The following is a 21,967-nucleotide window of genomic DNA, read 5'->3' as shown; positions in this document are numbered from 1 at the left end:
ATCACTGTATCTCTTTGAGATCGCCGGCCTCACAGGCAATCCGGTAGATGTAGGTGCCAGGGCTTAACCTCAGGTCGCAGTGTTTACTGGATCCCCGCATTCGCGGGGATGACAAGTGGTGCAGGTTTCGGGGAGGTCCAATTAGGCCGCGGCCATTTCCGTCAGCACACCGCTCACATGCGCCGGCGACATGCCCAGATGCTTGCCGATATCCGCGGCCAGCATCCATTCGCGCTCACCGAGCGGGCGGCTTGGCGCAATGGCAATCACCGCTCGCAGTGTCGTTTCCTTGCCACGATCGTTCAAGTGATTGGCCTGCTGAGCACTATTGGAAAGGATCGCGTTGCGGTCGGAGCCGGTCATGACCGCAGCAGCAACCGATTGGGGCGTGGCATCCACGCCGAGCAAACTTTCCGTTGCCTCGATGATCTTGTCAGTGAGCGTCGGCGTGAGTCCACCTTCGCCTGACATCAGCAACATCAACTGTGCCAACATGGTCGCGAGATCGTCGTCGCGCTGGCGCTGATCACGGACCGGGTCGTGCAGGAGCACGCCTTCATTCCAGGCCTTGTCACATGCGGTGCATTCCACATAGCGGTCGAGCTCCTGTATCGGGATTAGCGGGATCCAATACAGGTGCCCCCATTTCTTCGGGCGACGCAGGTTGTAGCCGCGATGTTCCGCGCAACCGGGGCAGAAGAATTCGCCCTTCTGAATGATTTTCTTGGTGACGTAGGTACCCCAGATGATCATGCATTCCTCGCAACAGCGTTGCCGAATCCGTGTCACGGGATTCAGGTCAATCCAACCAACAAGCGTGAGGCGCGGTGTTGTGGGCGCCTGTGCCTCGTAGTCGCCAGATCCGCTGAACGGGTTTGAACGCCAGGGCCCACATTTTTGCATAAGGCCAATGTGCGCGTGTTGGCATCAAGCTGTCATGTCGTGCTGGTGCTTGCGCATGCGTTGCGTGCTATCACACGGCGTGTCCCGCCCGTTTGCACCCACCGCACTCATGATCGGCAATTTCGTCACCGGCGTCGGCCTGCTTGGGCCGACGGCGATGCTCGGCGAATTGTCCACGGGGCTTGGCGTCACCATCCGCGAGGCAGGGCTGCTCATCACATTCGGTGCGGCGATGCTTTGCATCTGCTCGCCGCTAATGTCATGGCTCACCAGCCGCATCGAGAGGCGGACCATGCTGATCTCGGTGATCGCCGTCGTGGCCGTTTGCAATCTCGCCTCGGCTTTCGCACCCAACTACACGGTTCTGCTCACCATCCGCCTCGTGATGTGCATCGCAGCAGCGCCCTATACGCCTCAAGCTGCGGGTGTCGTTGGCATGCTGGTGCCGCCGGAGAAACGCGGCAGCAGCGTCGCTTACGTCTTTCTCGGCTGGACTCTCGCGGCAGCAGTCGGACTTCCGATGGTCACTTTTATCGCGAGCCGTTTCGGCTGGCGCGAGGTGTACGGGATTGTCGGCGTGATGAGCTGCATCAGCCTCGCGCTGCTGGTTTGGCGCATTCCGCGCGGCCTGTTCGGCGCGCCGGTTGATCTTTCGACCTGGTCGTCGCTGGCGCGCAATCGGCTTGTTCTGTTGCTGTTGTCGATCACCACGCTGCAGATTGCCGGACAGTTTTCGATATTTACTTTCATGGCGCCACTGCTCGAACGTCTTGCGGGAGCAGGGCACGATGCCGCGGCCTCCGTCTTTGCGATCTACGGCGTTTGCGGTTTTCTCGGCATCATGACGGCCACGCGCATCGTCGATAATTGGGGGCCGCTCAGAACCTCCATCCTCTCGACCTCGCTGGTGCTGGCGGGAATGAGCGTCTGGACCTTTGCAGCCGGCCATCTGGCCATCATGGCGTTTGGCGTTGCGATCTGGGGGCTCGGCTTCGGGGCCATCACCTCGATGCAGCAGGTGCGCCTCATCACGGCAGCGCCCGCGGCGGGCACGTCGGCCGTGTCGCTCAACACGTCGATGCTCTATGTCGGTCAGGCGATCGGATCGGGCATCGGCGGCTTGCTGTTTGCCGGCGGTTACTTCCACGTGTCCGGCTTCGTTGCGATGGCGTTTCTCGCGACCGCGCTGACGGCCATTCTTTACAGCCGCCGGCTGTCGAAATCGGCTTCGCTTTAATCGCTGACGCGCGTCAGCTGGGCCTTGAAGTTCAAACCGGGCTTCTGCAGGGCGTTTCCTTCGAAATCAACGGTGTCGCCGTTGCGTTGGCCGGTCAGCGACAGCGTCACGCCTTCGAAACCGAACAGCGATTTGATGTCCGGATCGGGATTGTAACGTTTCGTGCTGACAAGCACCGAGATGGCGTCCGGTTTGTTCTGGTAGCTTCCAGTGAATGTGAAAGCGGAGTTGCCGCCGCGCAGTTTTCCGCCGCTGGCATAGATGACACCGGTGCCAGTCCCATGCACCGTGTGAAAATAGATTTCGTACAGGCCGTCTTCCAACTGCGCCCCCGCTGCAATGCTGGTCGATGATCGCCGATGATCAGGGATAAGAGCGCACACCCATATGGTGCCCGCCGCGTTCTCACAATGACCTATCGTGGCGTGTCGGCGATTTGTTGCTCAGGCGGCCGTCATTGCTGCAGCAATGCGTGAGATCACGGCGCATTCACGCCACGCCAGCGCGCATAGCGCCAGGGCAGATACCAGCGCGCGTGCGGAGGCAGCGTCGCCGGCACGTTGTCGATGCCCGATGTGCCCCAGGGCTGGCAGCGCAGCAGGCGCGCCAGCGTCATCCAGCCGCCGGCCCAAAGCCCGTAATGCGCGATCGCTTCGTCGCCATAGATTGAACACGACGGGATGTGACGGCAGTTGAAGCCGACCAGCGGCGAGAAGCTGTGGCGATAGAGCCAGATCGCACCGCGGCCGAGATTCCGTGGCGTGCGTCGGATGATACCGATGCAATGCGGGCACGCGGGTGAGCGGTTCATAATCGGCTTGCCATCGGATCAATCAGGATTTGCTGGGTTCCGTTGCAGGGAACCCGCTTGCTTATGCAGTGCGGTCACACCTGCCATTTTATCGCATGCAGTGCAGCAAAAGTAACTGGACGTCGGGTCTCTGCACGCTAGGTTTTGATAACGCCCGTGTGACAGAATCATGAGCGTTCGTTGTGGCCAGACCTCAGTTGCCCGCTCATCCGTGAGCGCGGGAAAGGAACCGGGTTGAGCTTGATGCGGTCGTATCGTTGGAGTGGGTCGGCGCTGCTGCGCGCTTTCGCTGTTTGCATCGCCTGGACGAGCCTCGCGGCTGTATCCTCCGTGACCACTGCCTCAGCTGGCGTTCTCGAAGAACGCAAGCTCCCGATGCGTTTCACCTGGGTCGCCTGCGAGCCGGATTGCCGTGGCTGGTTCACTGCCGTCGGTATCGTCACCGGCGACACTCCCAAGGATTTCGACGACTTCGCCAAGACCCGCGATCTCGGCGGCGCCACCGTCGTGCTGGATTCCTCCGGCGGCTCGGTCAATGACGCCATCTCCATCGGCCGCCGCTGGCGCAAGCTTGGCCTGCGCACCACGGTGGGGGCCTCGGTCGAGTTGCAATCCTCGTCGGGCGTGATGAAGCCCGCGGTGCTGCCGCAGGCCTATTGCGAATCCATGTGCGTGTTCCTGTTGCTGTCCGGCAAGACACGCTACGTGCCGGAAGAGGCGCATGTCCGCGTCCACCAGATCTGGATGGGCGATCGCGCCGACGATCCCAAGGCCGCGAGCTATACCGCGCAGGATCTGATGATCGTGCAGCGTGATGTCGGGCGTCTCGCCAAATATTCGGTGGAGATGGGTGGCTCCGGCGATCTGCTGTCGCTGTCGCTCAGCGTGCCGCCATGGGAAGACCTGCATCGGTTGACGGCGGATGAGCTGAAGCTCTCCAACCTCGTCACAACCTATCAGATCGACGACGTGCTGCCGCAGGAGCGCAAGCCGGACACGACACCAGTCGCCTCACTGGCACCGAAGACGATCCAGGATCGCTTTGTTAGTGGCGCCGAGGACGAGAAGCCAGTCGCATCGACGGTCTCAACGACGAAGACTGCGGAAGTTCAGGCACCGACCGGCGGTGCCGCGCCGGCGAAGTGACGGGCCGTAGGATGGGTCGAGTGTAGGCGCCTAGCGCCGGAGCGAAACCCATCAGTCCGTCGATGCGGCAAGCACCGCCGATGGGTTTCGCTTCGCTCTACCCATCCTACGCGTCTGCATTTTCCGTCTTGCCCGATTTTGCTTCGATCTGCCCGATCGCATCGACCACCGCGTCAAAAGTCAGCAGCGTCGAGGCGTGTCGCGCCTTGTAGTCGCGCACCGGCTCGAGCGCCGCGATATCGGCCCATTTGGCATCGCTCGGTGGCGCGCCGTTTTCCTTCAGCATTTTTCGCACGGTCTCGCGCAGGGCGCGAAGTTCCTCGGCTGTTGAGCCGACCACATGCGCCGCCATGATCGAGGACGACGCCTGGCCAAGCGCGCAGGCCTTCACGTCATGGGCGAAATCGGTGACCACATCGCCATTCATGGCGAGGTCGACCTTCACGGTGGAGCCACACAATTTCGAGTGCGCGGTGGCGCTGGCATCGGGCGAGGGCAGGCGGCCGAGGCGCGGAATATTACCGGCGAGCTCGATGATGCGCTTATTATAGATGTCGTTCAGCATCTCATGGACCTTAACTCTGCCACCGATTCCAGATTTCACCGCCGGGCCGGGGCCTTGGCGGGGGTGACGAGGAACCATATATAGGGATGCGGCCCGGCGAAAGAACGCCGGACGTTCTCCAGATCGCCGGAATTTGAGAATTCCAATCGGCGCTGGCGATGTTATCCCTTTGACGGACTCAGGCGTCTGGCGGTTTTCCCGCCCCGTCTGCCCGGTGACACCTCCGGCCTCGTATTATAGGCCGGTCGAACGGAGAGAAGATGGACGCTGTAATCAAACCCATTCGCAACGCTGCTGACGGCGCCAAACCCGGCGACGGCAAGAAGGATTTTCGTCCCGCGCAGCTCGACCCCGCCGAATTCCTCGGTGCTGCGATCGATGCCGAACAAAATCGCCCCTCGCGCGCCGAGGCCGAAAAGGCCGTGCAGACGCTGCTTGCCTATATCGGCGAGAACACCGAGCGCGAAGGCCTCGTCGATACGCCGCGCCGCGTGGTCGAAGCCTATGACGAGCTGTTTCAGGGCTATCACCAGTCGCCCGCCGAAGTGCTGAACAAGACCTTCGGCGAGACCGCCGGCTATGACGACTTCGTGCTGATCCGCGACATGGGCTTCGTCTCCCATTGCGAGCACCACATGATGCCGTTCTACGGCAAGGCCCATATCGCCTATACGCCGGTCGAGCGCGTGGTCGGCCTGTCGAAGCTGGCGCGGCTGGTCGATATCTTCGGCCATCGCCTGCAGACCCAGGAGCATCTCACCGCGCAGCTCGCTGCTGCCGTCGATGAAGTGCTGAAGCCGCGCGGCGTCGCCGTGATGGTGGAAGCCGAGCACACCTGCATGTCCGCCCGCGGCATCCGCAAGGAAGGTTCGCGCACCTTCACCACGCGCTTCACCGGCAATTTCCGCGACAATCCCGCGGAGCAGGCGCGGTTCATGTCGATGATCCAGGCCCAGTCGCGCTGAGGGCTGCCTGATTTCGATTTGGTGTTAGACTATCGGCCGCATCACGCGCCCGATTTTCATTGAGAGACGACCGTGGCCCACGATCACGCCCTTGAAGAAGACCTCACGCTGACCCCGAAATTCGATGCCAATGGCCTCGTCACGGCCGTGGTGACGGATGTCGCCAATGGCGATGTGCTGATGGTCGCGCATATGAATGACGAGGCGCTGCGCAAGACCATCGAGACCGGCGATGCCTGGTACTACAGCCGCTCGCGCAAGGCGTTGTGGCGCAAGGGCGAAAGCTCCGGCAAGACCCAGCGCGTCGCCGAGATGCGGATGGATTGCGACCAGGATGCGATCTGGATCCGTGTCGAGCAGATCGGCGGCGCCGCATGCCACACGGGGCGTCGCTCGTGTTTCTATCGTGCGATCACCAAAGGTGAAGACGGCGCTGCGAAGGTGTCATTCGTCGATGCCGACAAGGTGTTCGATCCGGCCGCGGTCTATAAATAATCTCTTAAGGCTCGTTAATCGGCAATTAACCATGATTGCTGCACTGTGTCCGTGGCTTCGGCGTGGCTGACGGCGTCCGAATCTCGGGCGGCCCTTGTGCGGAAGCGGGGCAGGGCATGGCGGTCGAATCGACCAATCTTTTCGCAGTGAATTCGACGCGCAGCCAGGTGGCGGGCGCGATCAAGAATGCTGCGGGCGTCACCGGCACCAGTTTTGAATATCTGCTTGCCACCGCCGAGATGGAATCGAATTTCGATCCCAAGGCGACGGCCTCCACATCCTCGGCCAAGGGCCTGTTCCAGTTCATCGAGCAGACCTGGCTCGGCACGGTGAAGGAAGCCGGCAGCCAGCTCGGCTATGGCCAATATGCCGACGCCATCACCAAGTCGCCGTCCGGCAGCTATTCGGTCAGCGATCCGCAGGCCAAGGCCGCGATCCTGCAGCTGCGCGATGATCCCGTCGCCAGTTCGGCGATGGCCGGCGTGCTGACGCAATCCAACAGTTTCAAGCTCACCGGCGAGATCGGCCGCCGTCCCAACGATGCCGAACTCTATATGGCGCATTTCATGGGCGTCGCCGGCGCGTCGAAGCTGATCAACAATGCCGCGCAGAATCCGAATGCGTCGGGTGCGGCACTCTTCCCCAATGCCGCTGCTGCCAATCGCTCGATCTTCTACGATCAGAGCGGCAGCGCGCGCAGCGTCTCGCAAGTGTATGGCGTGCTGTCGTCGCGCTATGCATCTGCTGCAAATTCCAGCGTGACGGCCAGCGCCATGGCGTCTGCCGGCGGTCCGCTCGCTGCGTCCGGCGTCACAACGGCGCAGGCGGTGTTGCCTGTTGCCGCGACGTCGTCGTCCAACGCCACCTTCCTGTCGCGCTTCCCCGATCTCAACAATGTGCAGGTCGCGAGCTTTGCCAACGGCACTTCGTCGACAATGCCGGAGCCGCCGATGTTTCGCTCGCTGTTCCAGGGCGGCGAGCGCAGTCAGCCGATTTCTCCGGCTGTGCAAGAGCTGTGGGGCAACACGAATTCGCTGACGTCGAACGCGATCGCGAAGACGCCCGAGGTCGGCACGCCGCGGCCGCTCGATCTGTTCAGCGATCGGTTCGGAACGTTTAGTAGTTGAGCGTGCTCGTGCACTCAGTCCCTCATGGTGAGGAGCGGCCGTAGGCCGCGTCTCGAACCATGAGCTGGCTTGGCTCGGAGCGTGCGGCCATCCTTCGAGACGCCGCTGCGCGGCTCCTCAGGATGAGGGCGGAGTGGGTAGGCCGTGGGGTGAAGTCGCCGGTTCTTTGCTCCCTTAACAAAACCTCAACAAACGCAGCCAGTTATGGTGAACCCTTTGTTAAGTGCCATGGTTTATTTTCCCTGACCGTGGGCATCGCGTTCCGGTGTCGTTAGTTGCGTAGGCCGGCAGGACATGATCGTTCGGCAGTTCATCAGTTGGGTTCGTACCGCTCCTCCGAGCGAACGTGCAGAGGCAACGCGCTCCCTGGCGCGGGCCTTCATCTTCTCAGATTTGTCCGACGACGATCGGGCGGCCGCCGAAGGCGCGCTGCTGATGTTGCTGGACGACGCTTCGCCGCTGGTGCGGCGGGCCATGGCCGACGTCTTCGCCCGCGCGCCCTCCGCGCCGCCAGCCATCGTGCAGGCGCTGGCGGTAGACCAGGCCTCCGTGGCAATGCCGGTGCTCGAACATTCTCCGCTACTGGTGGATGCCGATCTGGTCGACATCGTCGCCACCGGTGAAAGCGACCTGCAATGCGCCGTCGCGCGCCGCATCACGCTGCCATCCTCGGTCTGCGCCGCCATCGCCGAAGTCGGCTCGGCCGCAGCAGCACTCGAGCTGATCGAAAATCCCTACGCCGAACTCGCGCCGTTCTCATGGGATCGGATCGTCGAGCGCCACGGCCATCTCGCCGCCATCCGCGAGGCGATGTTCGCCCTCGACGGCCTGCCGGCCAAGACGCGCCATGCGCTGGTCGCCAAACTCTCCGATACGCTGACGCGCTTCGTCGTCGCCCGTAACTGGCTCTCGCAGGACCGCGCCGAGCGTGTCGCCGATGAAGCCATGGCGCGCTCGACCGTGAATATCGCCTCGCGTTCGCGCGGCGAGGAGATGCGCGATCTCGTGCATCACCTGCGTGAAGCGGGGCAGCTTACGGCGGGCCTGATCCTGCGCGCGCTTTTGTCGGGCAATCTTGCGCTGTTCGACCAGTCGCTGGTGGTGCTGTCCGGTCTGCCGGAGAGCCGCGTGGCGGCGCTGGTCGAGGATGGTGCCGATCACAGCGTCAATGCGCTGCTCACGCGTGCGGGGCTGCCAAGCTCCACATTCCCCGCCTTCCGTGCCGCGCTCGCTGCCCGTAACGAGATCGGCTTTGTCGGTTCGGTGGGCGGCGCCGTTCGCCTGCGCCGTCGCATGGTCGAGCGCGTGCTGACCTCTTGCGAGACAGATGAAGCAGCCTCCGAACCGCTGCTGATCCTGCTGCGCCGTTTCGCCACGGAATCCGCGCGTGAAGAAGCGCGCCTGTTCTGCGACGAACTCGCGGAGCAGGGCATGTATGCGGATGAAGACGAGTATGAGGCGATTGCAGCGTAGCGTCAGTCTCTGCCCCTCATGGTGAGGAGGCGCGTAGCGCCGTCTCGAACCATGAACTGGCCAGGCTCACGGGTGCTCGGCCATCCTTCGAGACGCGGCCTGAGGCCGCTCCTCAGGGTGAGGGGATTGAGTGGGTCGCGATACGGCAGCTAGTTCGTTGGCGCGATGCTCGGCACCGCCAGCGCATCGAGATGCTCCGGCCGATCCTTGTTCACGATGTTCAGATAATCATCCGCCACCGCGCGCAGACGGCTGGACAGTTCGTTGGCCACGCCAGCCTTCTCGATCGTGTTGTGCTCGCGGACGATCGCCTGCACGGCGTCGATATGATGCTGGATCAGGTCCGGCGGAACGGCAGCGAGATTGGGGGCGTGTTCGATGATACGGCACAGGCTCTCTGCGGCGACACCTGCAGCGGGAAAACCGAAAGTCGGTGCATCGCCCTTGATGTCATGGGCTGCACGAAACAATTCGCCGCGTGTCAGATCCGTAAAACCCTTGGCGAGCACGGCGGCATATGCCGCCGACAGCCGATCGCATTCGGCGCGCATCCAGGTCTTGAACTCGCCGGAGAGATTGGCCAATGCCGCTTCGGCGCGCGCCACGGGATCGTCGAGCTCGCGTTTCCCGGTGGCGCGGATCGCATGTTTCAGTGAGTGGTGCGGCGTGATCACCGCATGATCGGCGAAGGTCTGGATCATCGCCGCGTGTCGCTTGTCCCTGGCCATCGAAAGTCTCCAAAAACTAGCTGCTGACGCGGGCTTTATCGAGCAGCGAGGGCTGCTGCAGGATTTCCGCTTCGCCGCCATTGCGACGCTCGGGGCCGATATAGGCCACGGTGGTGTTGCGGCGGCGATCGGGCCCGAAAAAATTGCGCGTCTTGATGAAAGGGCGGGGATGCGCAACCACGCTCATGATGCGCTGATAAAGTCCCTTGGCTGAAATCGGCTTGGCAAGAAATTCAGTGACGCCGGCATCGCGCGCCATGGTGACCCGGCGTTTTTCGGAATGCGCGGTCAGCATGATGATGGGCGCGTAGGGATTGCCCTTGGAATCCGGCTGCCGGATCATCTGCGTCAGTTCGAGCCCGTCGAAGATCGGCATCGCCCAGTCGGCGATCACGATGTCGGGGACGTAGTGGCTGTACATTTCCAGCGCGGTGGCGCCGTCCTCGGCCTCGTAGACTTCGCGCGCGCCAAACGAATGCAGCAGCGTGCGCAGGATGCGCCGCATATGCGGATTGTCGTCGCAGATCAGAAAGCGAAGCTTGTTGAAGTCGATGCGGTACATGGGCCCGGCCGGCAGTTACCCTGCGTTAACCATAGGGGCGAGGGGGTTAACGAAGGGTTGAAGACCGCCAGTAGCTCAGTAACTGAACTGCTCGCTGATGATGCGTTCTTCCAGGCTGTGGCCGGGGTCGAACAGCATCCGCATCGAGATGGTGCGGTCGGAGATCACCTCCACGCGGCGCACATCGCGGGCCTCGTCGTGATCGGCGACGGCAGCCACCGGCCGCTTGTCGCCTTCCAGCACCTCGATCACGACAAAAGCCTTGTTCGGCAGCAGCGCGCCGCGCCAGCGGCGGGGGCGGAAAGCGCTGATCGGCGTCAGCGCGAGCAGGGCGGCATTGATCGGCAGGATCGGGCCTTGCGCCGACAGATTATAGGCGGTGGAGCCGGCCGGCGTCGCGATCAGGATGCCGTCGGCGACCAGCTCGGCCATGCGCTCCTGCTCGTCGATCAGGATGCGCAGGCGTGCCGCCTGATGGGTCTGGCGGAATAGCGAGACCTCGTTGATGGCGTGATGGATGTGCACACTGCCATGCACGTCGGTGGCGCGCATCAGCAGCGGATTGATCAGGGTCTCGCGCGCGGCGGCCAGGCGCTCGTGCAGATTGATCGTCGAATATTCATTCATCAGGAAGCCGACCGTGCCGCGATGCATGCCGTAGATCGGCTTGCCCGTGCGCATGTGGTCGTGCAGCGTTTTCAGCATCAATCCGTCGCCGCCGAGCGCGACGATGACGTCGGCTTTGTGCGGGTCGTCGTTGCCATAGGTCTGCGTCAGCTGTTCGAAGGCAGCCTGTGCCTCCTCGCTATTGCTCGCAACGAAGGCGATCCGGTCAAGGCGCTTGGGCGTGGTCATCGGGGATCGCAGGCCTTGGCTCGATGTGTGTGCGGTCTGTATCGACCGGGCTGAAGATTGTCGAGCCGCACTTAACGGCAGTTTGAGGCGCCGTGTCGAGGGGGCACGGGGCGGATGGTTAGCGCCGCTCAACCCATCCTGCATCCATCAGCAAAAAGCCGGCGCAGCCCGCTGGGCCCCGCCGGCTTTGGACTGATCCGCGAACGGGATCAGTAGGTGAGGCCAGTGCCCGGTGCCTGTGCGAGTGCATCGGCGAGCGATTTGTATTCGGTCGAGTTCTTGCCGGTGAGCGAGGCCAGCTTGGTCAGGTGATACTGCGCCTGATCGCGATTGCCCTGTTCGACCTGCCACAATCCGTAATACTGCCAGGTGCGGGCGTGGTTCGGATCAGCCTTCAGCGCGCGCTCGTAATAGGCCTGCGAGACCTTGTAGTCGCCGAGCTTGCGATAGGAATAGCCGATCAGATTGGCGACGTCGGCGCGGTCGTCCTGCTTCAACGCCTTCAGCTGCGCGATGGCGGCGGTGTAGTCGTGCTTGTCATAGACCGTGGCGTAAGCTGCGCGATAGCCGTCGAGGAAAGCGCGATCGTCGGGCTTCGTCGGATTGAGTTTCTGGTCCTTGGTGCCCTTCTTCGAATCGGATGAGGGCGGCGGCGTGGACGGCGTGTCACTGCCAGCAGCGTAGGCGGTGGTGAGGACGGACGGCGAGGCGGCGATCACAGTCGAAAGCAATGCAAGTGTCGTCAGCCGGATCAGAGATTTGGTCATTGCGGCGCTCCTGTTTGCAGCGGGATCAGTCTGGCACGGAAGCCAGCGGTTGTGAACACGGAATGAACACCGCAGAAGGTTGTCCATTCCCGCATTGATGGTCGCGGTTTTGGCGGTACTTGCGCGCATGACGAAGATGTCACCGAGATGAACGAAGGCTGCATGCGCGCGTCAGCATGGGTTCAGCGCGGCCGAACTAACCTCGCTGCATGATCGACAAGCCCGGCCATCCCGACCGGTCACTTTCTTGATCTTGATCGACAGGAGAAGACCATGTTGAAGACCATGTCCGCCGCGCTGATCGCCGTTTCCATGCTGGCCGCGCCGGCCTTTGCAGGCAGCTTTGGCCATGCCAGCCGCACGCAGCATTCCAATGCGCTCGATGCGAAGGCGCAGATGCATCGCGGCCACGTCACGCATCATCGCCATCATGTGCGCCCGCACGCGCATCCGCACTTCAACTTCCACAAGAAGTTTGGCCACCACAAGCATTTCAAGCATTCCGCCATCACAGCCAAAACCGTGCACAAACACGGTTGAGGAGCTCCGTGGCCGCGGCGTTTTCATTGCCCAGCTGCGGCCACGGAGTTTGACGGTCGCCCCGCTATTTCCGCGTCCCCGGAAATGGCGGGGTGGACCGATTGCCGGTTTCCTCGTCACCGAGTTGCGAATTCCCTTCCGTGCCCGAACCGTCTAGGAATCGCTGGAATTCGGACGGGCAGGCGAGAATGAGCGTGAATTTGCAGAACACGATACGTGCGGTGGTATTGCTGCTTCCATTGAGCCTTGCAGCGTGCGGTGGTGGTCCGAGCGGCAATGTCAGCTTTGTCGAGAGCGCGAGCGGCGTGCAGCCGTTTCCCACTGCCTACCGCACCGATCTGCTCGCTTTCATGCGCACTTATTTGAACGACCCCGTCGGCGTGCGCGGCGCCATGCTCACCGAGCCGGTACAGCGGAGCGTTGGCGGCAATATGCGCTATGTTGCCTGCGTGCGTTATTCGGCGAAGGATTTCAATAATCGCTACACGCCGGTGCAGGAGCGTGGTGTCGCTTTCGTCGATGGGCGTCTCGAGCGTGTTGTCGATAACAGCGCCGAACTATGCGCAGGCGCGAACTATCAGCCGTTCCCCGAGATGGAAAAGATGACCCGCTGACGCGTTGGGTCTTTTCCAACTCCGCAATTATCGTGATGGCTTCATGACTGTCCGCTCCATCGTCCGACTGCTGATTTGCCTCGTCGTCTGCCTGGGCATCGGCATTGTCGGTTCGGTCTTCACCAGGCCGGAAATTGCCGGTTGGTATGCCGGTCTCGCCAAGCCGTCCTGGACGCCGCCGCCATTCGTGTTTCCGATCGCATGGACGACGCTCTATGTGATGATGGCCGTTGCAGTTTGGCGGTTATGGGACCGCGTGCCGCCATCGGTCGCGCGCCGATATGCGATCGCATTGTTCGCGCTGCAGCTGGCTTTGAATGCGATCTGGTCGCCGGTGTTTTTCGGCTGGCACGGACTCCGCTCCGGGCTCGTCATCATCGTCGCGATGGCCGTCATGATCGCTGCGACAATTTGGGCGGCGGTAAGAATTGACCGTCTTGCTGCGGCGTTGCTGGTTCCATATCTGTGCTGGGTGCTCTATGCGAGCACGCTCAATGCCGGCATCGTTGCCCTGAATTGAACGCAAGTCTGCCGCTGGTTTGCCGCAAGAAATGATGCGGTTCTTCCCGATTTGCGCGCGAAACAAGCGCCATTTCCTGCGGCAAACTTCAGGCAGACACACTCTCCCATGAACCAGATCCGCCCCTCGGGTGTCCAACACAGATGGAACCGAGTGTTGCTACTATGTCGCACTCAAGAATGTTCGTTGTGGCAGGGAACGCCGCGAAGCAACCAAAGTCCGGCCACGTTGTTTTCTGACCATCACAACGCAACACAGGGGATTTCAAATGAAAAAGTTTCTGCTGAGCGCATCGGCCATCGTTGCCATTGCTGCCGCATCCACCTCGGCTTTCGCGGCCGATCTTCCGGCCCGCACCTACACCAAGGCGCCGGCCTATACCGCGCCTGCGGTCGTCTATAACTGGACCGGCTTCTATATCGGTGGCCACGTCGGCGGCGCTTTCGGCGACAGCAACAGCCTCACCAGTGACAGCGGTCGTTTTCTCGGCGGTGTGCAGGGCGGCTTCGACTATCAGTTCGCCACCAACTGGGTGCTCGGCATCGAGGCCAATTACAGCTGGATGGGCAGCAACAATACCGGCTTCGCCTATACCAACGGCACCACGCTCACCGGCAACAATAGCGAACTCGGCTCGGTCACCGGTCGCCTCGGTTACACCTGGGGTCCGGCGCTGCTCTACGCCAAGGGCGGTTATGCCTGGCGCGGCAATAACGATCTCGTCGTGACCACGCCGGTGCTGGGCGCGACGCCGGTTGGCGTCGATGGCAACAGCAAGAGCGGCTACACGGTCGGCGGCGGTCTCGAATACATGTTCACGCCGAGCTGGTCGGGCAAGATCGAGTACCAGTATTACAATTTCGGCAACACCACGCTCACCTCGACGGCTTTCCCGGCCGGCGTGACGAGCTTCAACAATGACGAACACACCATCAAGGCCGGCCTGAATTATCGCTTCGGCTGGGGCGGCCCCCAGATCGCGCGCTACTGAGCGAGCCTGTTCGGTTCAGCGGAAAGGCCGGCGTTTCGCCGGCCTTTTTGTTTGGCAGGATCCCCGGGGCAGGGCGGAATCGAAAGTAAACGAGTCCTGAATCCTCCGAAAAATAAGCCGCGAGACTCCTTGCCTAGAATCGCCTGATGGTCATCAGGCAATGAGAATGATCGATCATATCTGGTGTAACGGGGGTCAAACGGCACTCGCCGTCGCCCTCTTGGCCGCCTGTGCGGTCAATGTGCTGCTTCTTTGCGGGCGGCTGTAAGCGTGCATGGCGGCCGCAAGTCCGCTGTGGGAAATCGAGAACATGTCACCGGCCAGTAGCCCTGCGCCGGCAACTCTGATAATGGACGGCGCAACACAGGATCGGCCTGCCGGCGCTGCCCCGAAATGGGCCGCGCATTGGCTCTAAGTCATTGATCCTGCAGCCGGCATAGCTCAGCGGTAGAGCAGCGGTTTTGTAAACCGAAGGTCGGGAGTTCAATCCTCTCTGCCGGCACCATCCAATGCGGCCGCTGGTTCCCAGGCGTGGTGGCCTCTTACTTCATCAATCGGAACGCGATGAGGACGGAGCCCATCGTCCCGCCTGCGATCAGGGTCACCGCCGCGACCAGGATGAGCAAACGCGCCCAGCTGAAATTTCCAGTTCTATCGTTCATCGATCTCTTTCACGTGTGCAAAAGCCCGGCGCAGTATTGGCGCCGGGCTTTTTGCGTGCGGGTTCTAATCTGCAGTGCGTGCTGTCGGTCTCAGAAACACGGATGCGCGCGGCCGTCCTGGCCGCGATAGGCGGCGGCGGACTGCTTGCAGCGGCGCGACAGCGGGCCATCGTAATAGGCGAAGGTGCCAGGCGTGAGGCCAGGGCCGTAATTGTGCAGGTAGCTGATCCTGTAGGGCTGGCCGGGCGCGGCGAAGACGAAGGTCTCGGCTGTGTGATGGCGGTGATGCTTCCAGTGCTTGGCGAAAGCGGGGGTGGCGACCAGCGTCGAAAGGATGATGGCGGCGCTGAGGATCTTCATAAGAACTCTCCGGAAGCGAATGGTGAGATGACGGGACGGCCCCGTCGGTCGGCGCGGATCAGACCACGCGCGGGCAGTGATCCGCAAGATACGACCGTGGTGGGCTGAGCCTGATCTGCGCGCGATGATAAGCGGGTTGCCGTCCATGCGTTAATGGAATCTCGTCGCGATTCCATGCATTTGAACTGGATCGCATGCTTACGCGTTAGGCTTACCGGCAGTTCGCCTCCGGCCTTTAACCCATCCTGCCAGGCCTTCGATTATCCTACCGCCACCAATGCAGGACACCATCATGCGGGTCTTTTCGGCACTGTTGATTACTCTGGCCTCGACGCTGCCCGCCATGGCCGGCGATGGGTTCAATATCGTCATTCCCGGCCGGCCGGGCGTGCCGATCATCATCAATGGCGTCGACGCGTCCTATCGCGTGATCGAGGGCGACCGCGGCCTGGAGAATCGCATCCATGTGCAGCCGACCATCTATGGCGGACGGCCGATCGATCCGGTGCCGAATGTCGGCCACTATTATCCCAGCCTCGGGCACAAGCCTGGCTATGGCCGGCTCGAGATCGAGCCGCCGGCCAATCGCAAGTTGCCGGAGCCGGCGGAAAGCTTCCACGAGCACTGGTCGGCGAAGTCAGCGCCGATGGGCACCAATGACGTTCCGATGAACCCACCACCGGTCATCGTCGCGCCGCCGATGGAGCGGCGCTGACCCGAGTTTCCATCACCAAACCAACAAGAAAACACCATCAGGAGTGCGTTATGCGTATCACGATTGCTAAATGGGCTGCGGCCTTTGCCGTTGCTGCCGTCAGCGCGGCAGCGTCGCCCGCCATGGCCGGCGGCGGCTATTATGCCGGCGGCTGCTCGCCCTGCGGCGGTGGCTATGCCGGCTACGGCACCGGCTATGCTTATACCGGCTATGAGGTGCTGCCGGATCCGACCCCGGTGACGCGTCAGTATTTTTACGTCAATCACGGCCCGACCTATAGCGGCCCCGGCCAGTTCGGGCCGGCCCCGACCTATCAGGAAACCGCCATCGGCTGGCGCGGCTATCCGCGCTATGACGGCGGCCCCTATGCCAATCCGTACAATCACTACAGCTACAGCGCGAATTACGGCTATCGCCAGGAAACCGCCGGTCCGGTCGTGTTCACGCCGCGCCTGCGTCCGAGCTATCGCTATGGCTACAGCATGCAGCCGCGCGTGCGCTATGCACAGCGTAGCCACTATGGACACCGCTACGCCCAGCCACGCGTGATCTACGGATCGCGTCACTACGGCCCGCGCCACGGCTATCACCATCAGTATCAGCAGCGCCCGCTGCGCCGCGCTTACTGATCCGATCATCTCGAAGATCAATGCCCGTCTGCAGCGATGCAGGCGGGCATTTTCATTTCGACACCAAGGCCTTTGCCAATTGCACCTGCTCGCGGAGGGCAGGGAGCCCGACGGCGCCGGGTATCACGCGCTCCCCGATCACATAACTCGGTGTGCCGGTGATGCCGAGTGCACGGGCGAGGCGCATGGATTCGTCCAGCGTCGCCTTGATCTCGTCGCTGGCGACATCGCGGGCAAGACGGGTCATGTCGGCGCCGGCATTTCTGGCAGCCTCCATGGCCGCTGCGCGGTTGGCCTGGCCGCCGCCGAACATCGCTTTGTTGAAGGCGCGGTAGATGCGACCATTAGCGCTATCCTGCATGCGCACGGCCACGGCGACCTGCGCGGCTTCGAGCGATTGCGGGCCAAGGATCGGCAGTTCTTTCAGGACGACCCGGATTTCCGGATCATCGGCCATCAGCGCGAACTTGTCCTCGGCAGCGCGGCGGCAGAATCCGCAATTATAGTCGAAGAATTCCACCACCGTGACAGGGCCGGATGCGTTGCCCAAAGTGGTCTGATGCGTCGACCGGAATAGCGCTTCGGCATTGGTCTTGATTGCTTCGGTGCGATCCGGTGGAGGCTGCGGTGCTGCTGCGGGGCGCGCTGCAGCGGGCGCCGGGTTTTGTCCGATCCGCGATTTCAGCGCGTCGGCGAAGGCACCGCGCACGATCTGTGGATTTTTCGCGATCGCCTCCCGGATGAGCTGCTCCAGCAGATCGGGGCGTGTGGCGAGATAATCGCGCAACACGGTTTCGATCTCGTCTTTCTGGGCCTCCGCGACCACGGGAGTGGCGGTTACGATGATCGCTGTCGCGGTGATCACGGCTGCGCGAAGAAAGTGGCGCATTATTTCGTTCCTTCCGGCACACAGCGGCAGATGTCTTTCACAAGCTTGAATTCGCAGGGCATGCGCTTGCGGTCGTAATCGCGTTTTTGAAATGGCTCGATCCAGCTCGGCGAACCGCAATAGAGCCGGCCGCACAGATCCACTTTGATGATGCCCTGGCCACGTCGCTTCGGCGTCTCGCACAGGCTGCCGATGGGCGGTTTGTCAGGATTGCTCAATGGCGCCGGCAGGGTCTGCGCCTGCGCGGGCGCGACGTAGAAACCGAGCGCAAACAGAGCTGTGATGGTGCGAGACATCATAATTCTCATCGCGTCTGTCTCCGACCGCTTGCGCCTGGTCGCGAGCCCAACGACGAGCCGTCAAAATCCAGATCGGGTGCGAGAGACGGCGCCGGCGGTGCGGGCCGCACCGGACGTTCCGGCTTCTTCGGCGCGACGACATCGGCGCTCTCGCCCTTCAAGGCCGGCTTGGCCGGGCGAGGTGTTTCCTTCTTCGGTGCCGGCTTCGCGGGTGGCGGCAGTGACGCCACCACAAGGCAGGCCGTGCGTTGCGCATTCGGGCTGCGTCCGGCGCCGCAAGGCACGCAGCCGCCGTCGGCCCGGCCGTCGATCACCTGATCGCGTCCGCGCGGTCCACAGCGCTTCAAGCCCGCGTCCTTCTGCGGCAGCACTTCCTGCACGCAGAACGGGCCGGACGCGTAGGTGCCGGGCGGGCAGGGCTTGTTGGCGGGCGCGTCGGCCAGCAGCGTGAGTGCCTTTGGCGGAGTTGCCGGCACCGACATCGGCGCATCCTTGGCGATGCAGAAGCCGTTCACGGCGACCGCCTTGTCGCCGCAACTGACGCAGCGCAGGGAATAGGGATCGCGCACTTGCATCTTGTCATTGCAAGGCTGGAGCAGCTGTGAAGGTGCGGTCGGGATCGATGCGGAACCTGCGAGAGATTGTCCCGGTGGCTTTGGCTTCTCGTTCGGAACGCAGACGCCGGCCATGGCGCGGGCGTCATCGCCGCAGGAGACGCACTGTCCGCTAAGCGCTTCATGCACCTCGTTGGCGCCCGGACAGGGAGCCAATGTGAGCGGCCCCGGCTGCTTCGGCACGGAGGCGTCGGTGCTGGTCGGTGGCTTGGCTGCGGTCTGCGAGATACAGACATTGCCCATCACACGCTCGTTCTTGCCGCAGGGCGTGCACGTCTTTGCCGTCGCGTCATAGACGCCGTTGAGACTGCGGCATTCGACGGCCTGCCGGTCGGGTCCGCAATTGCCACCAGGGCAGGCGCTGCACACCATGTTGCCAAATTCGTCGCGGCCCGGCAGCGAACCGCTCGGGCATTGCTGACAGATGCCATCGATGGCGACGGTATTGACCGGACAGGTGCAGGCACTGTTGCCGCCAAAAGCACCACCGCCTGCCGACCAGCTCGCGCCCTGTGCGCAGGGGGCGCAGCTATTGGTCCGCGGATCAAGCTGCGTGTTCTCCGGACAGGCATTGCACTGCCACTTCGGCAGCCCCGCATCGCCACCGCCTTTGGTCTCGACATATTGCAGGCCGGGGCCGCATTTCGGTTCGCAGGTCGGCGTGCCCTTCCACGAGGTGGGCGTGTATTTCGTCCAGGGATCCTGGCAGATGATCTCGCAGGTCGTGGCGCCTGCATTGGATTTGAAATTGTCGCCGCAGGGCATGCAATAGCCGCGCGCATCGCCGCCGGTCCCTGTGCGGATCGTGAAGAAGTCTGCCGGGCAGACTTCGCAAGCGCCCTTGGTGGTGTCAAAGACGGCTGCGGGATCGTCGCAGCTGGTGAAGCAAATCGGTTTCTTGTGGTTGTCGTAGCCCTGGAAGGCGCCGTATTTGCAGATCGGCTCGCATTGATGCTTCGTGAAAGAGTATTTGGTGCCGTATCCGCAGGCGTCGACGCATTGCATGGCGTCGTTGAACACCTGGTCCTCACCGCAGCCGCAGCCGACGTAACCGACGCCATCCTTGACCTTATTGACGGGCAGGGTGCCCGCAGGGCAGGTGCACATGCCGTATGACTTGAAGCTGCTCACCTCATTGTCAGGCAGCACGAGCTGGCCCGATTGCGCTTCCGCCGCGGCCTTGGTGTAGACGGCGTCGCCGCTGCTCCAGTAGGCGCCCAATGGGCATGTCTTGTTCGGGTCGATGTAATAATGATCGCCAAGATCGGGGTGGGCGTATGGTGAGGGAATGGCACCGAATGTATGTCCCCAAACCCAATCACCCTGCGCCTCCAGCCATCCGATGGCATCGCCGATCGGGCCGAGACATTCCTTCGAGTCCTGCTTGGCCTCGATCATGGCATAATTGATCTCAGCGAGGCCCCCCACCAGAGTGCAGCCGCAGGTGATGTAGCTGAACACGACGGACAGGCCGGGGATGTTGGATATTTCTTCGACGATGGCTTCGGCGGCGACATCGATAAGCTTCTTGACCGCCCGCTCGCCGAAAAGCTCCACAAGCGCGTCTTCGAGGCCGGGGATTTCGGCAATCATCTTGCCGAGTGCCATGGCGACCACGCCGGTGATCAGCCCATTGCATTGATCGACGGTGTCGAACACGCCGGCGAGATACATGCCGGCGATCACGCCGGTGATGGCCGTTCCCACCACATTGGAGGATCCGAGCGTGCCCGCGCATTCGGCGATGCCCGGCGCATTTTGCGCGGCGACGAGATAGGCGCTGCCGACGCTCTGCGCGGCAGCGATGCATTGATCCACCTTGTCGCCGACCTCGTCGAAGAAATTCGCCTGCGCCGGCTGCAGCATGGCGAGCCACAGCAATGCCAGTGCGCCGAACCAACACCGCCATGTCGAGATCGCGCGCATGGCCGATGTCCTTTATGGCGTGCGCGGTGAGGCCAGCCGCGAGGTGGAGAAGCGGCCGACGATCTGGTTCTCGATGTAGTCGCGCGTGACAGGATTGGTGCGGTCGAGCTCCAGCGGGATCGGTGGCTGGGTCTGCGATAATTTTGGCTGAGCGAGAATGAGTGCCGTGGCCTGCGCATCAGCGATCAGCAGGGGATCGACGCATTGGCCGGAACTTGCGCGTGCGCCGCCGGGGCAAACGTTCTGCGCCAGCGCGGGTGTGGCAGCGATAAAGGCGAGGCAACCGACGAATAGAGCAGGGCGCATCATCTCAGCCTCTCTCAAAAACGGATCACGCCGCCAACCGACGCCAGCCAGCCGCGGGTCTGCACCGAGGGATTGCCGGAATTCGGAATGACGGTGTTGAACTGGACCTTGTTCGGGCTGCTGTCATCGGCGGCCCAGAAATGCTCGACACGCATGGTGAGGCGCGTCATCGGCGTGGGCGTGACGCTGGCGCCGATGCCGGCGGTCCAGGCCGTCTTGGCGCTGACGAATTCGAAGGCGGTGGGGTCGTAGCCGTTGCGGTCGCGATAGAGATAGGAGACGACCGGACCGACGGACCAGCCGTCTTTGGCGTAAGTCAGATCGGCGACGACGCGCGTCAGATTGCTGTTGGAGTTGAAATACTCTTCCAGGAGGCTGGAGATGCCGATGAAGCGAACCTTGTTGCGATCGAAGTGAGAGAAGGTGACCTGGCCCTTGGTGGACCAGTTTGCATCGAAGGCGTAGCCCGCAGCCCCCGTCAGGATGACGCGGTCGCCGCTCTGATAGAATGACTGGCCGTTGAGCGTGGTCTCGGTCTCCCAGGAATAAGCGACGGAGCCTTTCAGCGAGAGGCGCTCGCCGCGATAGCTGAGCGTGCCGGTGGCGGTGGTGACATCGCCGGGATTGAGCTGATCATTGGTGGGCACGCCGAGAATGGTCGGGCCTTCGCGCTCGAACTTGCCGCGATTGGTGTAGCCGAGAGCAATGGAGCCGACGAGCGAACTGTTGAAGAGGATGTTGGTGCCGATGGTCGGGCCGACATTGAGGCCTTCGCCAAAGACGGGGATCAGCGCCGTATCCGTATCGCCGCGCGCCGCTGCATCGGCGCCGCGCAGCACGGTCTGTCCGGTGGGCAGGTTGACGGCGAGCGATCCGAAAGGCTGCCACCAGCCGAAGCCGGAATAGGTGGCGGTGCCGGTGATCGACGTATCCGTCGCACCATCATAGGCGCCTTGGGCGCCGTTATTGGTGACGCGGCTGGACATGAAGCCGCCGCGGGTGAGGAAGTCGAGCTTCCAGTCCTCGTTGGGGCGACCGGTGAGTTGCAGGCTGAGCGGCACCAGGATCTGCGTGCCGCTTTCGCGCGTCTCCGGCAGCGTGCCCGGAATTTTTCGCGTTGCGTCCCAGGAGAAGATACGGACGTCGGTGCCGTAGCTCGCGGTCCAATGTGATGGCGCCGGATCGGCCAATCCCGCACCGGCAGTCCCGACCAGCACGGCGGCCACGCCGATGCCGCGCATTGCGGCGCGTCGTATCAAACCGATTCC

26 protein-coding genes and 1 tRNA gene are annotated in these 21,967 nt (G+C 62.5%); 13 read left to right on the top strand and 14 right to left on the bottom strand.

Features of this window, described 5'->3' with window-relative positions; genetic code table 11:
• Positions 1-141 precede the first annotated feature (141 nt).
• Positions 142-753, bottom strand: coding sequence for a hypothetical protein (locus ACIQ2A_RS00205; protein ID WP_398474481.1), 612 nt, complete (start codon positions 751-753; stop codon positions 142-144).
• Between the two features lie 205 nt (positions 754-958).
• Here ACIQ2A_RS00205 and ACIQ2A_RS00200 point away from each other — a divergent pair, with 205 nt between their 5' ends.
• Positions 959-2,140: an MFS transporter gene (locus ACIQ2A_RS00200; RefSeq protein ID WP_398474479.1), complete on the top strand. Its 1,182-nt coding sequence runs from the start codon at positions 959-961 to the stop codon at positions 2,138-2,140.
• Here ACIQ2A_RS00200 and ACIQ2A_RS00195 read toward each other — a convergent pair.
• Together ACIQ2A_RS00195 and yidD are read right to left on the bottom strand one after the other, a co-directional pair.
• The gene (locus tag ACIQ2A_RS00195; protein WP_398474477.1) at positions 2,137-2,463 is read right to left on the bottom strand and encodes a hypothetical protein; all 327 of its coding nucleotides are present in this window, start codon (positions 2,461-2,463) and stop codon (positions 2,137-2,139) included. The genes ACIQ2A_RS00200 and ACIQ2A_RS00195 overlap by 4 nt on opposite strands.
• Before the next feature lie 155 nt (positions 2,464-2,618).
• On the bottom strand, positions 2,619-2,951 hold the full coding sequence (gene yidD, locus ACIQ2A_RS00190) for a membrane protein insertion efficiency factor YidD (RefSeq protein ID WP_398474475.1): 333 nt from the start codon (positions 2,949-2,951) through the stop codon (positions 2,619-2,621).
• A 243-nt stretch (positions 2,952-3,194) separates the two neighbouring features.
• On the opposite strand from yidD, the gene ACIQ2A_RS00185 reads away from it, so the two are divergent.
• Positions 3,195-4,097: a hypothetical protein gene (locus ACIQ2A_RS00185; RefSeq protein ID WP_398474473.1), complete on the top strand. Its 903-nt coding sequence runs from the start codon at positions 3,195-3,197 to the stop codon at positions 4,095-4,097.
• 106 nt (positions 4,098-4,203) lie between these two features.
• Here the strand turns inward: ACIQ2A_RS00185 and ACIQ2A_RS00180 are convergent, their stop codons facing one another.
• Positions 4,204-4,662 carry an iron-sulfur cluster assembly scaffold protein gene (locus tag ACIQ2A_RS00180; RefSeq protein WP_398474471.1) on the bottom strand — a complete coding sequence of 153 codons (459 nt, stop codon included), beginning with the start codon at positions 4,660-4,662 and terminating at the stop codon, positions 4,204-4,206.
• 260 nt (positions 4,663-4,922) lie between these two features.
• Between ACIQ2A_RS00180 and folE the strand changes: the two genes are divergently transcribed.
• The 4 genes from folE to ACIQ2A_RS00160 all read left to right on the top strand — a co-directional run bounded on the left by folE (position 4,923) and on the right by ACIQ2A_RS00160 (position 8,722).
• Positions 4,923-5,627: a GTP cyclohydrolase I FolE gene (gene folE / locus ACIQ2A_RS00175; protein WP_398474468.1), complete on the top strand. Its 705-nt coding sequence runs from the start codon at positions 4,923-4,925 to the stop codon at positions 5,625-5,627.
• A 72-nt stretch (positions 5,628-5,699) separates the two neighbouring features.
• Entirely contained in the window at positions 5,700-6,122 is a 423-nt protein-coding gene (hisI, locus tag ACIQ2A_RS00170; protein WP_398474466.1) for a phosphoribosyl-AMP cyclohydrolase, read from the top strand.
• A gap of 116 nt (positions 6,123-6,238) precedes the next feature.
• The gene (locus tag ACIQ2A_RS00165) at positions 6,239-7,249 is read left to right on the top strand and encodes a transglycosylase SLT domain-containing protein (protein WP_398474464.1); all 1,011 of its coding nucleotides are present in this window, start codon (positions 6,239-6,241) and stop codon (positions 7,247-7,249) included.
• A 294-nt stretch (positions 7,250-7,543) separates the two neighbouring features.
• Entirely contained in the window at positions 7,544-8,722 is a 1,179-nt protein-coding gene (locus ACIQ2A_RS00160) for a DUF2336 domain-containing protein (protein ID WP_398474462.1), read from the top strand.
• A gap of 149 nt (positions 8,723-8,871) precedes the next feature.
• Here the strand turns inward: ACIQ2A_RS00160 and ACIQ2A_RS00155 are convergent, their stop codons facing one another.
• From ACIQ2A_RS00155 to ACIQ2A_RS00140, 4 genes are all read right to left on the bottom strand, one after another.
• Positions 8,872-9,450: an Hpt domain-containing protein gene (locus ACIQ2A_RS00155; RefSeq protein WP_398474459.1), complete on the bottom strand. Its 579-nt coding sequence runs from the start codon at positions 9,448-9,450 to the stop codon at positions 8,872-8,874.
• A 16-nt stretch (positions 9,451-9,466) separates the two neighbouring features.
• Entirely contained in the window at positions 9,467-10,012 is a 546-nt protein-coding gene (locus ACIQ2A_RS00150) for a response regulator (protein WP_398474457.1), read from the bottom strand.
• 75 nt (positions 10,013-10,087) lie between these two features.
• The gene (locus ACIQ2A_RS00145) at positions 10,088-10,867 is read right to left on the bottom strand and encodes an NAD kinase (protein WP_398474455.1); all 780 of its coding nucleotides are present in this window, start codon (positions 10,865-10,867) and stop codon (positions 10,088-10,090) included.
• Between the two features lie 209 nt (positions 10,868-11,076).
• Entirely contained in the window at positions 11,077-11,634 is a 558-nt protein-coding gene (locus tag ACIQ2A_RS00140) for a tetratricopeptide repeat protein (RefSeq protein WP_398474453.1), read from the bottom strand.
• Positions 11,635-11,907: 273 nt separating this feature from the next.
• Here ACIQ2A_RS00140 and ACIQ2A_RS00135 point away from each other — a divergent pair, with 273 nt between their 5' ends.
• From ACIQ2A_RS00135 to ACIQ2A_RS00115, 5 genes are all read left to right on the top strand, one after another.
• Positions 11,908-12,174 (top strand): hypothetical protein, encoded by a 267-nt coding sequence (locus tag ACIQ2A_RS00135; protein WP_398474451.1) that lies wholly within the window; start codon positions 11,908-11,910, stop codon positions 12,172-12,174.
• A 188-nt stretch (positions 12,175-12,362) separates the two neighbouring features.
• Entirely contained in the window at positions 12,363-12,788 is a 426-nt protein-coding gene (locus ACIQ2A_RS00130; RefSeq protein ID WP_398474448.1) for a hypothetical protein, read from the top strand.
• A 43-nt stretch (positions 12,789-12,831) separates the two neighbouring features.
• Positions 12,832-13,308, top strand: a complete 477-nt coding sequence (locus tag ACIQ2A_RS00125) for a TspO/MBR family protein (RefSeq protein WP_398474446.1) — start codon at positions 12,832-12,834, stop codon at positions 13,306-13,308.
• A 268-nt stretch (positions 13,309-13,576) separates the two neighbouring features.
• Entirely contained in the window at positions 13,577-14,299 is a 723-nt protein-coding gene (locus ACIQ2A_RS00120; protein ID WP_398474444.1) for an outer membrane protein, read from the top strand.
• A gap of 430 nt (positions 14,300-14,729) precedes the next feature.
• Positions 14,730-14,804 (top strand) — tRNA-Thr (locus ACIQ2A_RS00115).
• A 247-nt stretch (positions 14,805-15,051) separates the two neighbouring features.
• On the opposite strand, the gene ACIQ2A_RS00110 is transcribed toward ACIQ2A_RS00115, so the two are convergent.
• Positions 15,052-15,321 (bottom strand): hypothetical protein, encoded by a 270-nt coding sequence (locus tag ACIQ2A_RS00110; RefSeq protein WP_398474442.1) that lies wholly within the window; start codon positions 15,319-15,321, stop codon positions 15,052-15,054.
• A gap of 292 nt (positions 15,322-15,613) precedes the next feature.
• On the opposite strand from ACIQ2A_RS00110, the gene ACIQ2A_RS00105 reads away from it, so the two are divergent.
• Complete coding sequence (locus ACIQ2A_RS00105) at positions 15,614-16,036, top strand: hypothetical protein (protein WP_398474440.1); 423 nt, start codon at positions 15,614-15,616, stop codon at positions 16,034-16,036.
• A gap of 50 nt (positions 16,037-16,086) precedes the next feature.
• Complete coding sequence (locus tag ACIQ2A_RS00100; protein WP_398474438.1) at positions 16,087-16,665, top strand: hypothetical protein; 579 nt, start codon at positions 16,087-16,089, stop codon at positions 16,663-16,665.
• A 52-nt stretch (positions 16,666-16,717) separates the two neighbouring features.
• Here ACIQ2A_RS00100 and ACIQ2A_RS00095 read toward each other — a convergent pair whose 3' ends face one another.
• Genes ACIQ2A_RS00095 through ACIQ2A_RS00075 form a run of 5 tightly spaced genes read right to left on the bottom strand, consistent with a single transcriptional unit; the run spans position 16,718 to position 21,940 of the window.
• Positions 16,718-17,554: a DsbA family protein gene (locus tag ACIQ2A_RS00095; protein WP_398474436.1), complete on the bottom strand. Its 837-nt coding sequence runs from the start codon at positions 17,552-17,554 to the stop codon at positions 16,718-16,720.
• A complete protein-coding gene (locus ACIQ2A_RS00090) occupies positions 17,554-17,850 on the bottom strand; it encodes a hypothetical protein (protein WP_398474434.1) in 297 nt (98 codons plus the stop codon). Before ACIQ2A_RS00090 ends, ACIQ2A_RS00095 begins: the two co-directional genes overlap by 1 nt.
• 8 nt (positions 17,851-17,858) lie before the next feature.
• Entirely contained in the window at positions 17,859-20,393 is a 2,535-nt protein-coding gene (locus tag ACIQ2A_RS00085; RefSeq protein WP_398474432.1) for a hypothetical protein, read from the bottom strand.
• Between the two features lie 12 nt (positions 20,394-20,405).
• Positions 20,406-20,702: a hypothetical protein gene (locus tag ACIQ2A_RS00080; RefSeq protein ID WP_398474430.1), complete on the bottom strand. Its 297-nt coding sequence runs from the start codon at positions 20,700-20,702 to the stop codon at positions 20,406-20,408.
• An 11-nt stretch (positions 20,703-20,713) separates the two neighbouring features.
• The gene (locus ACIQ2A_RS00075; RefSeq protein WP_398474428.1) at positions 20,714-21,940 is read right to left on the bottom strand and encodes a hypothetical protein; all 1,227 of its coding nucleotides are present in this window, start codon (positions 21,938-21,940) and stop codon (positions 20,714-20,716) included.
• Positions 21,941-21,967 lie beyond the last annotated feature (27 nt).

The sequence above is a fragment of the Tardiphaga sp. genome (assembly GCF_044336785.1).
Classification (GTDB): Bacteria; Pseudomonadota; Alphaproteobacteria; order Rhizobiales; family Xanthobacteraceae; genus Tardiphaga.
Note: the sequence above shows the minus strand (reverse complement) of the source record. Positions and strands in the feature narration are given on the sequence as shown.

Bases quoted from the DNA above. Each gene is read 5' to 3' on its own strand.
- ACIQ2A_RS00205 (WP_398474481.1), bottom strand. From the start codon at position 753: ATGATCATCTGGGGTACCTACGTCACCAAGAAAATCATTCAGAAGGGC.
- ACIQ2A_RS00200 (WP_398474479.1), top strand. From the start codon at position 959: ATGCGTTGCGTGCTATCACACGGCGTGTCCCGCCCGTTTGCACCCACC.
- yidD (WP_398474475.1), bottom strand. From the start codon at position 2,951: ATGAACCGCTCACCCGCGTGCCCGCATTGCATCGGTATCATCCGACGC.
- ACIQ2A_RS00185 (WP_398474473.1), top strand. From the start codon at position 3,195: ATGCGGTCGTATCGTTGGAGTGGGTCGGCGCTGCTGCGCGCTTTCGCT.
- ACIQ2A_RS00180 (WP_398474471.1), bottom strand. From the start codon at position 4,662: ATGCTGAACGACATCTATAATAAGCGCATCATCGAGCTCGCCGGTAAT.
- folE (WP_398474468.1), top strand. From the start codon at position 4,923: ATGGACGCTGTAATCAAACCCATTCGCAACGCTGCTGACGGCGCCAAA.
- ACIQ2A_RS00165 (WP_398474464.1), top strand. From the start codon at position 6,239: ATGGCGGTCGAATCGACCAATCTTTTCGCAGTGAATTCGACGCGCAGC.
- ACIQ2A_RS00160 (WP_398474462.1), top strand. From the start codon at position 7,544: ATGATCGTTCGGCAGTTCATCAGTTGGGTTCGTACCGCTCCTCCGAGC.
- ACIQ2A_RS00155 (WP_398474459.1), bottom strand. From the start codon at position 9,450: ATGGCCAGGGACAAGCGACACGCGGCGATGATCCAGACCTTCGCCGAT.
- ACIQ2A_RS00150 (WP_398474457.1), bottom strand. From the start codon at position 10,012: ATGTACCGCATCGACTTCAACAAGCTTCGCTTTCTGATCTGCGACGAC.
- ACIQ2A_RS00145 (WP_398474455.1), bottom strand. From the start codon at position 10,867: ATGACCACGCCCAAGCGCCTTGACCGGATCGCCTTCGTTGCGAGCAAT.
- ACIQ2A_RS00140 (WP_398474453.1), bottom strand. From the start codon at position 11,634: ATGACCAAATCTCTGATCCGGCTGACGACACTTGCATTGCTTTCGACT.
- ACIQ2A_RS00135 (WP_398474451.1), top strand. From the start codon at position 11,908: ATGTTGAAGACCATGTCCGCCGCGCTGATCGCCGTTTCCATGCTGGCC.
- ACIQ2A_RS00130 (WP_398474448.1), top strand. From the start codon at position 12,363: ATGAGCGTGAATTTGCAGAACACGATACGTGCGGTGGTATTGCTGCTT.
- ACIQ2A_RS00125 (WP_398474446.1), top strand. From the start codon at position 12,832: ATGACTGTCCGCTCCATCGTCCGACTGCTGATTTGCCTCGTCGTCTGC.
- ACIQ2A_RS00120 (WP_398474444.1), top strand. From the start codon at position 13,577: ATGAAAAAGTTTCTGCTGAGCGCATCGGCCATCGTTGCCATTGCTGCC.
- ACIQ2A_RS00110 (WP_398474442.1), bottom strand. From the start codon at position 15,321: ATGAAGATCCTCAGCGCCGCCATCATCCTTTCGACGCTGGTCGCCACC.
- ACIQ2A_RS00105 (WP_398474440.1), top strand. From the start codon at position 15,614: ATGCGGGTCTTTTCGGCACTGTTGATTACTCTGGCCTCGACGCTGCCC.
- ACIQ2A_RS00100 (WP_398474438.1), top strand. From the start codon at position 16,087: ATGCGTATCACGATTGCTAAATGGGCTGCGGCCTTTGCCGTTGCTGCC.
- ACIQ2A_RS00095 (WP_398474436.1), bottom strand. From the start codon at position 17,554: ATGCGCCACTTTCTTCGCGCAGCCGTGATCACCGCGACAGCGATCATC.
- ACIQ2A_RS00090 (WP_398474434.1), bottom strand. From the start codon at position 17,850: ATGTCTCGCACCATCACAGCTCTGTTTGCGCTCGGTTTCTACGTCGCG.
- ACIQ2A_RS00085 (WP_398474432.1), bottom strand. From the start codon at position 20,393: ATGCGCGCGATCTCGACATGGCGGTGTTGGTTCGGCGCACTGGCATTG.
- ACIQ2A_RS00080 (WP_398474430.1), bottom strand. From the start codon at position 20,702: ATGATGCGCCCTGCTCTATTCGTCGGTTGCCTCGCCTTTATCGCTGCC.
- ACIQ2A_RS00075 (WP_398474428.1), bottom strand. From the start codon at position 21,940: ATGCGCGGCATCGGCGTGGCCGCCGTGCTGGTCGGGACTGCCGGTGCG.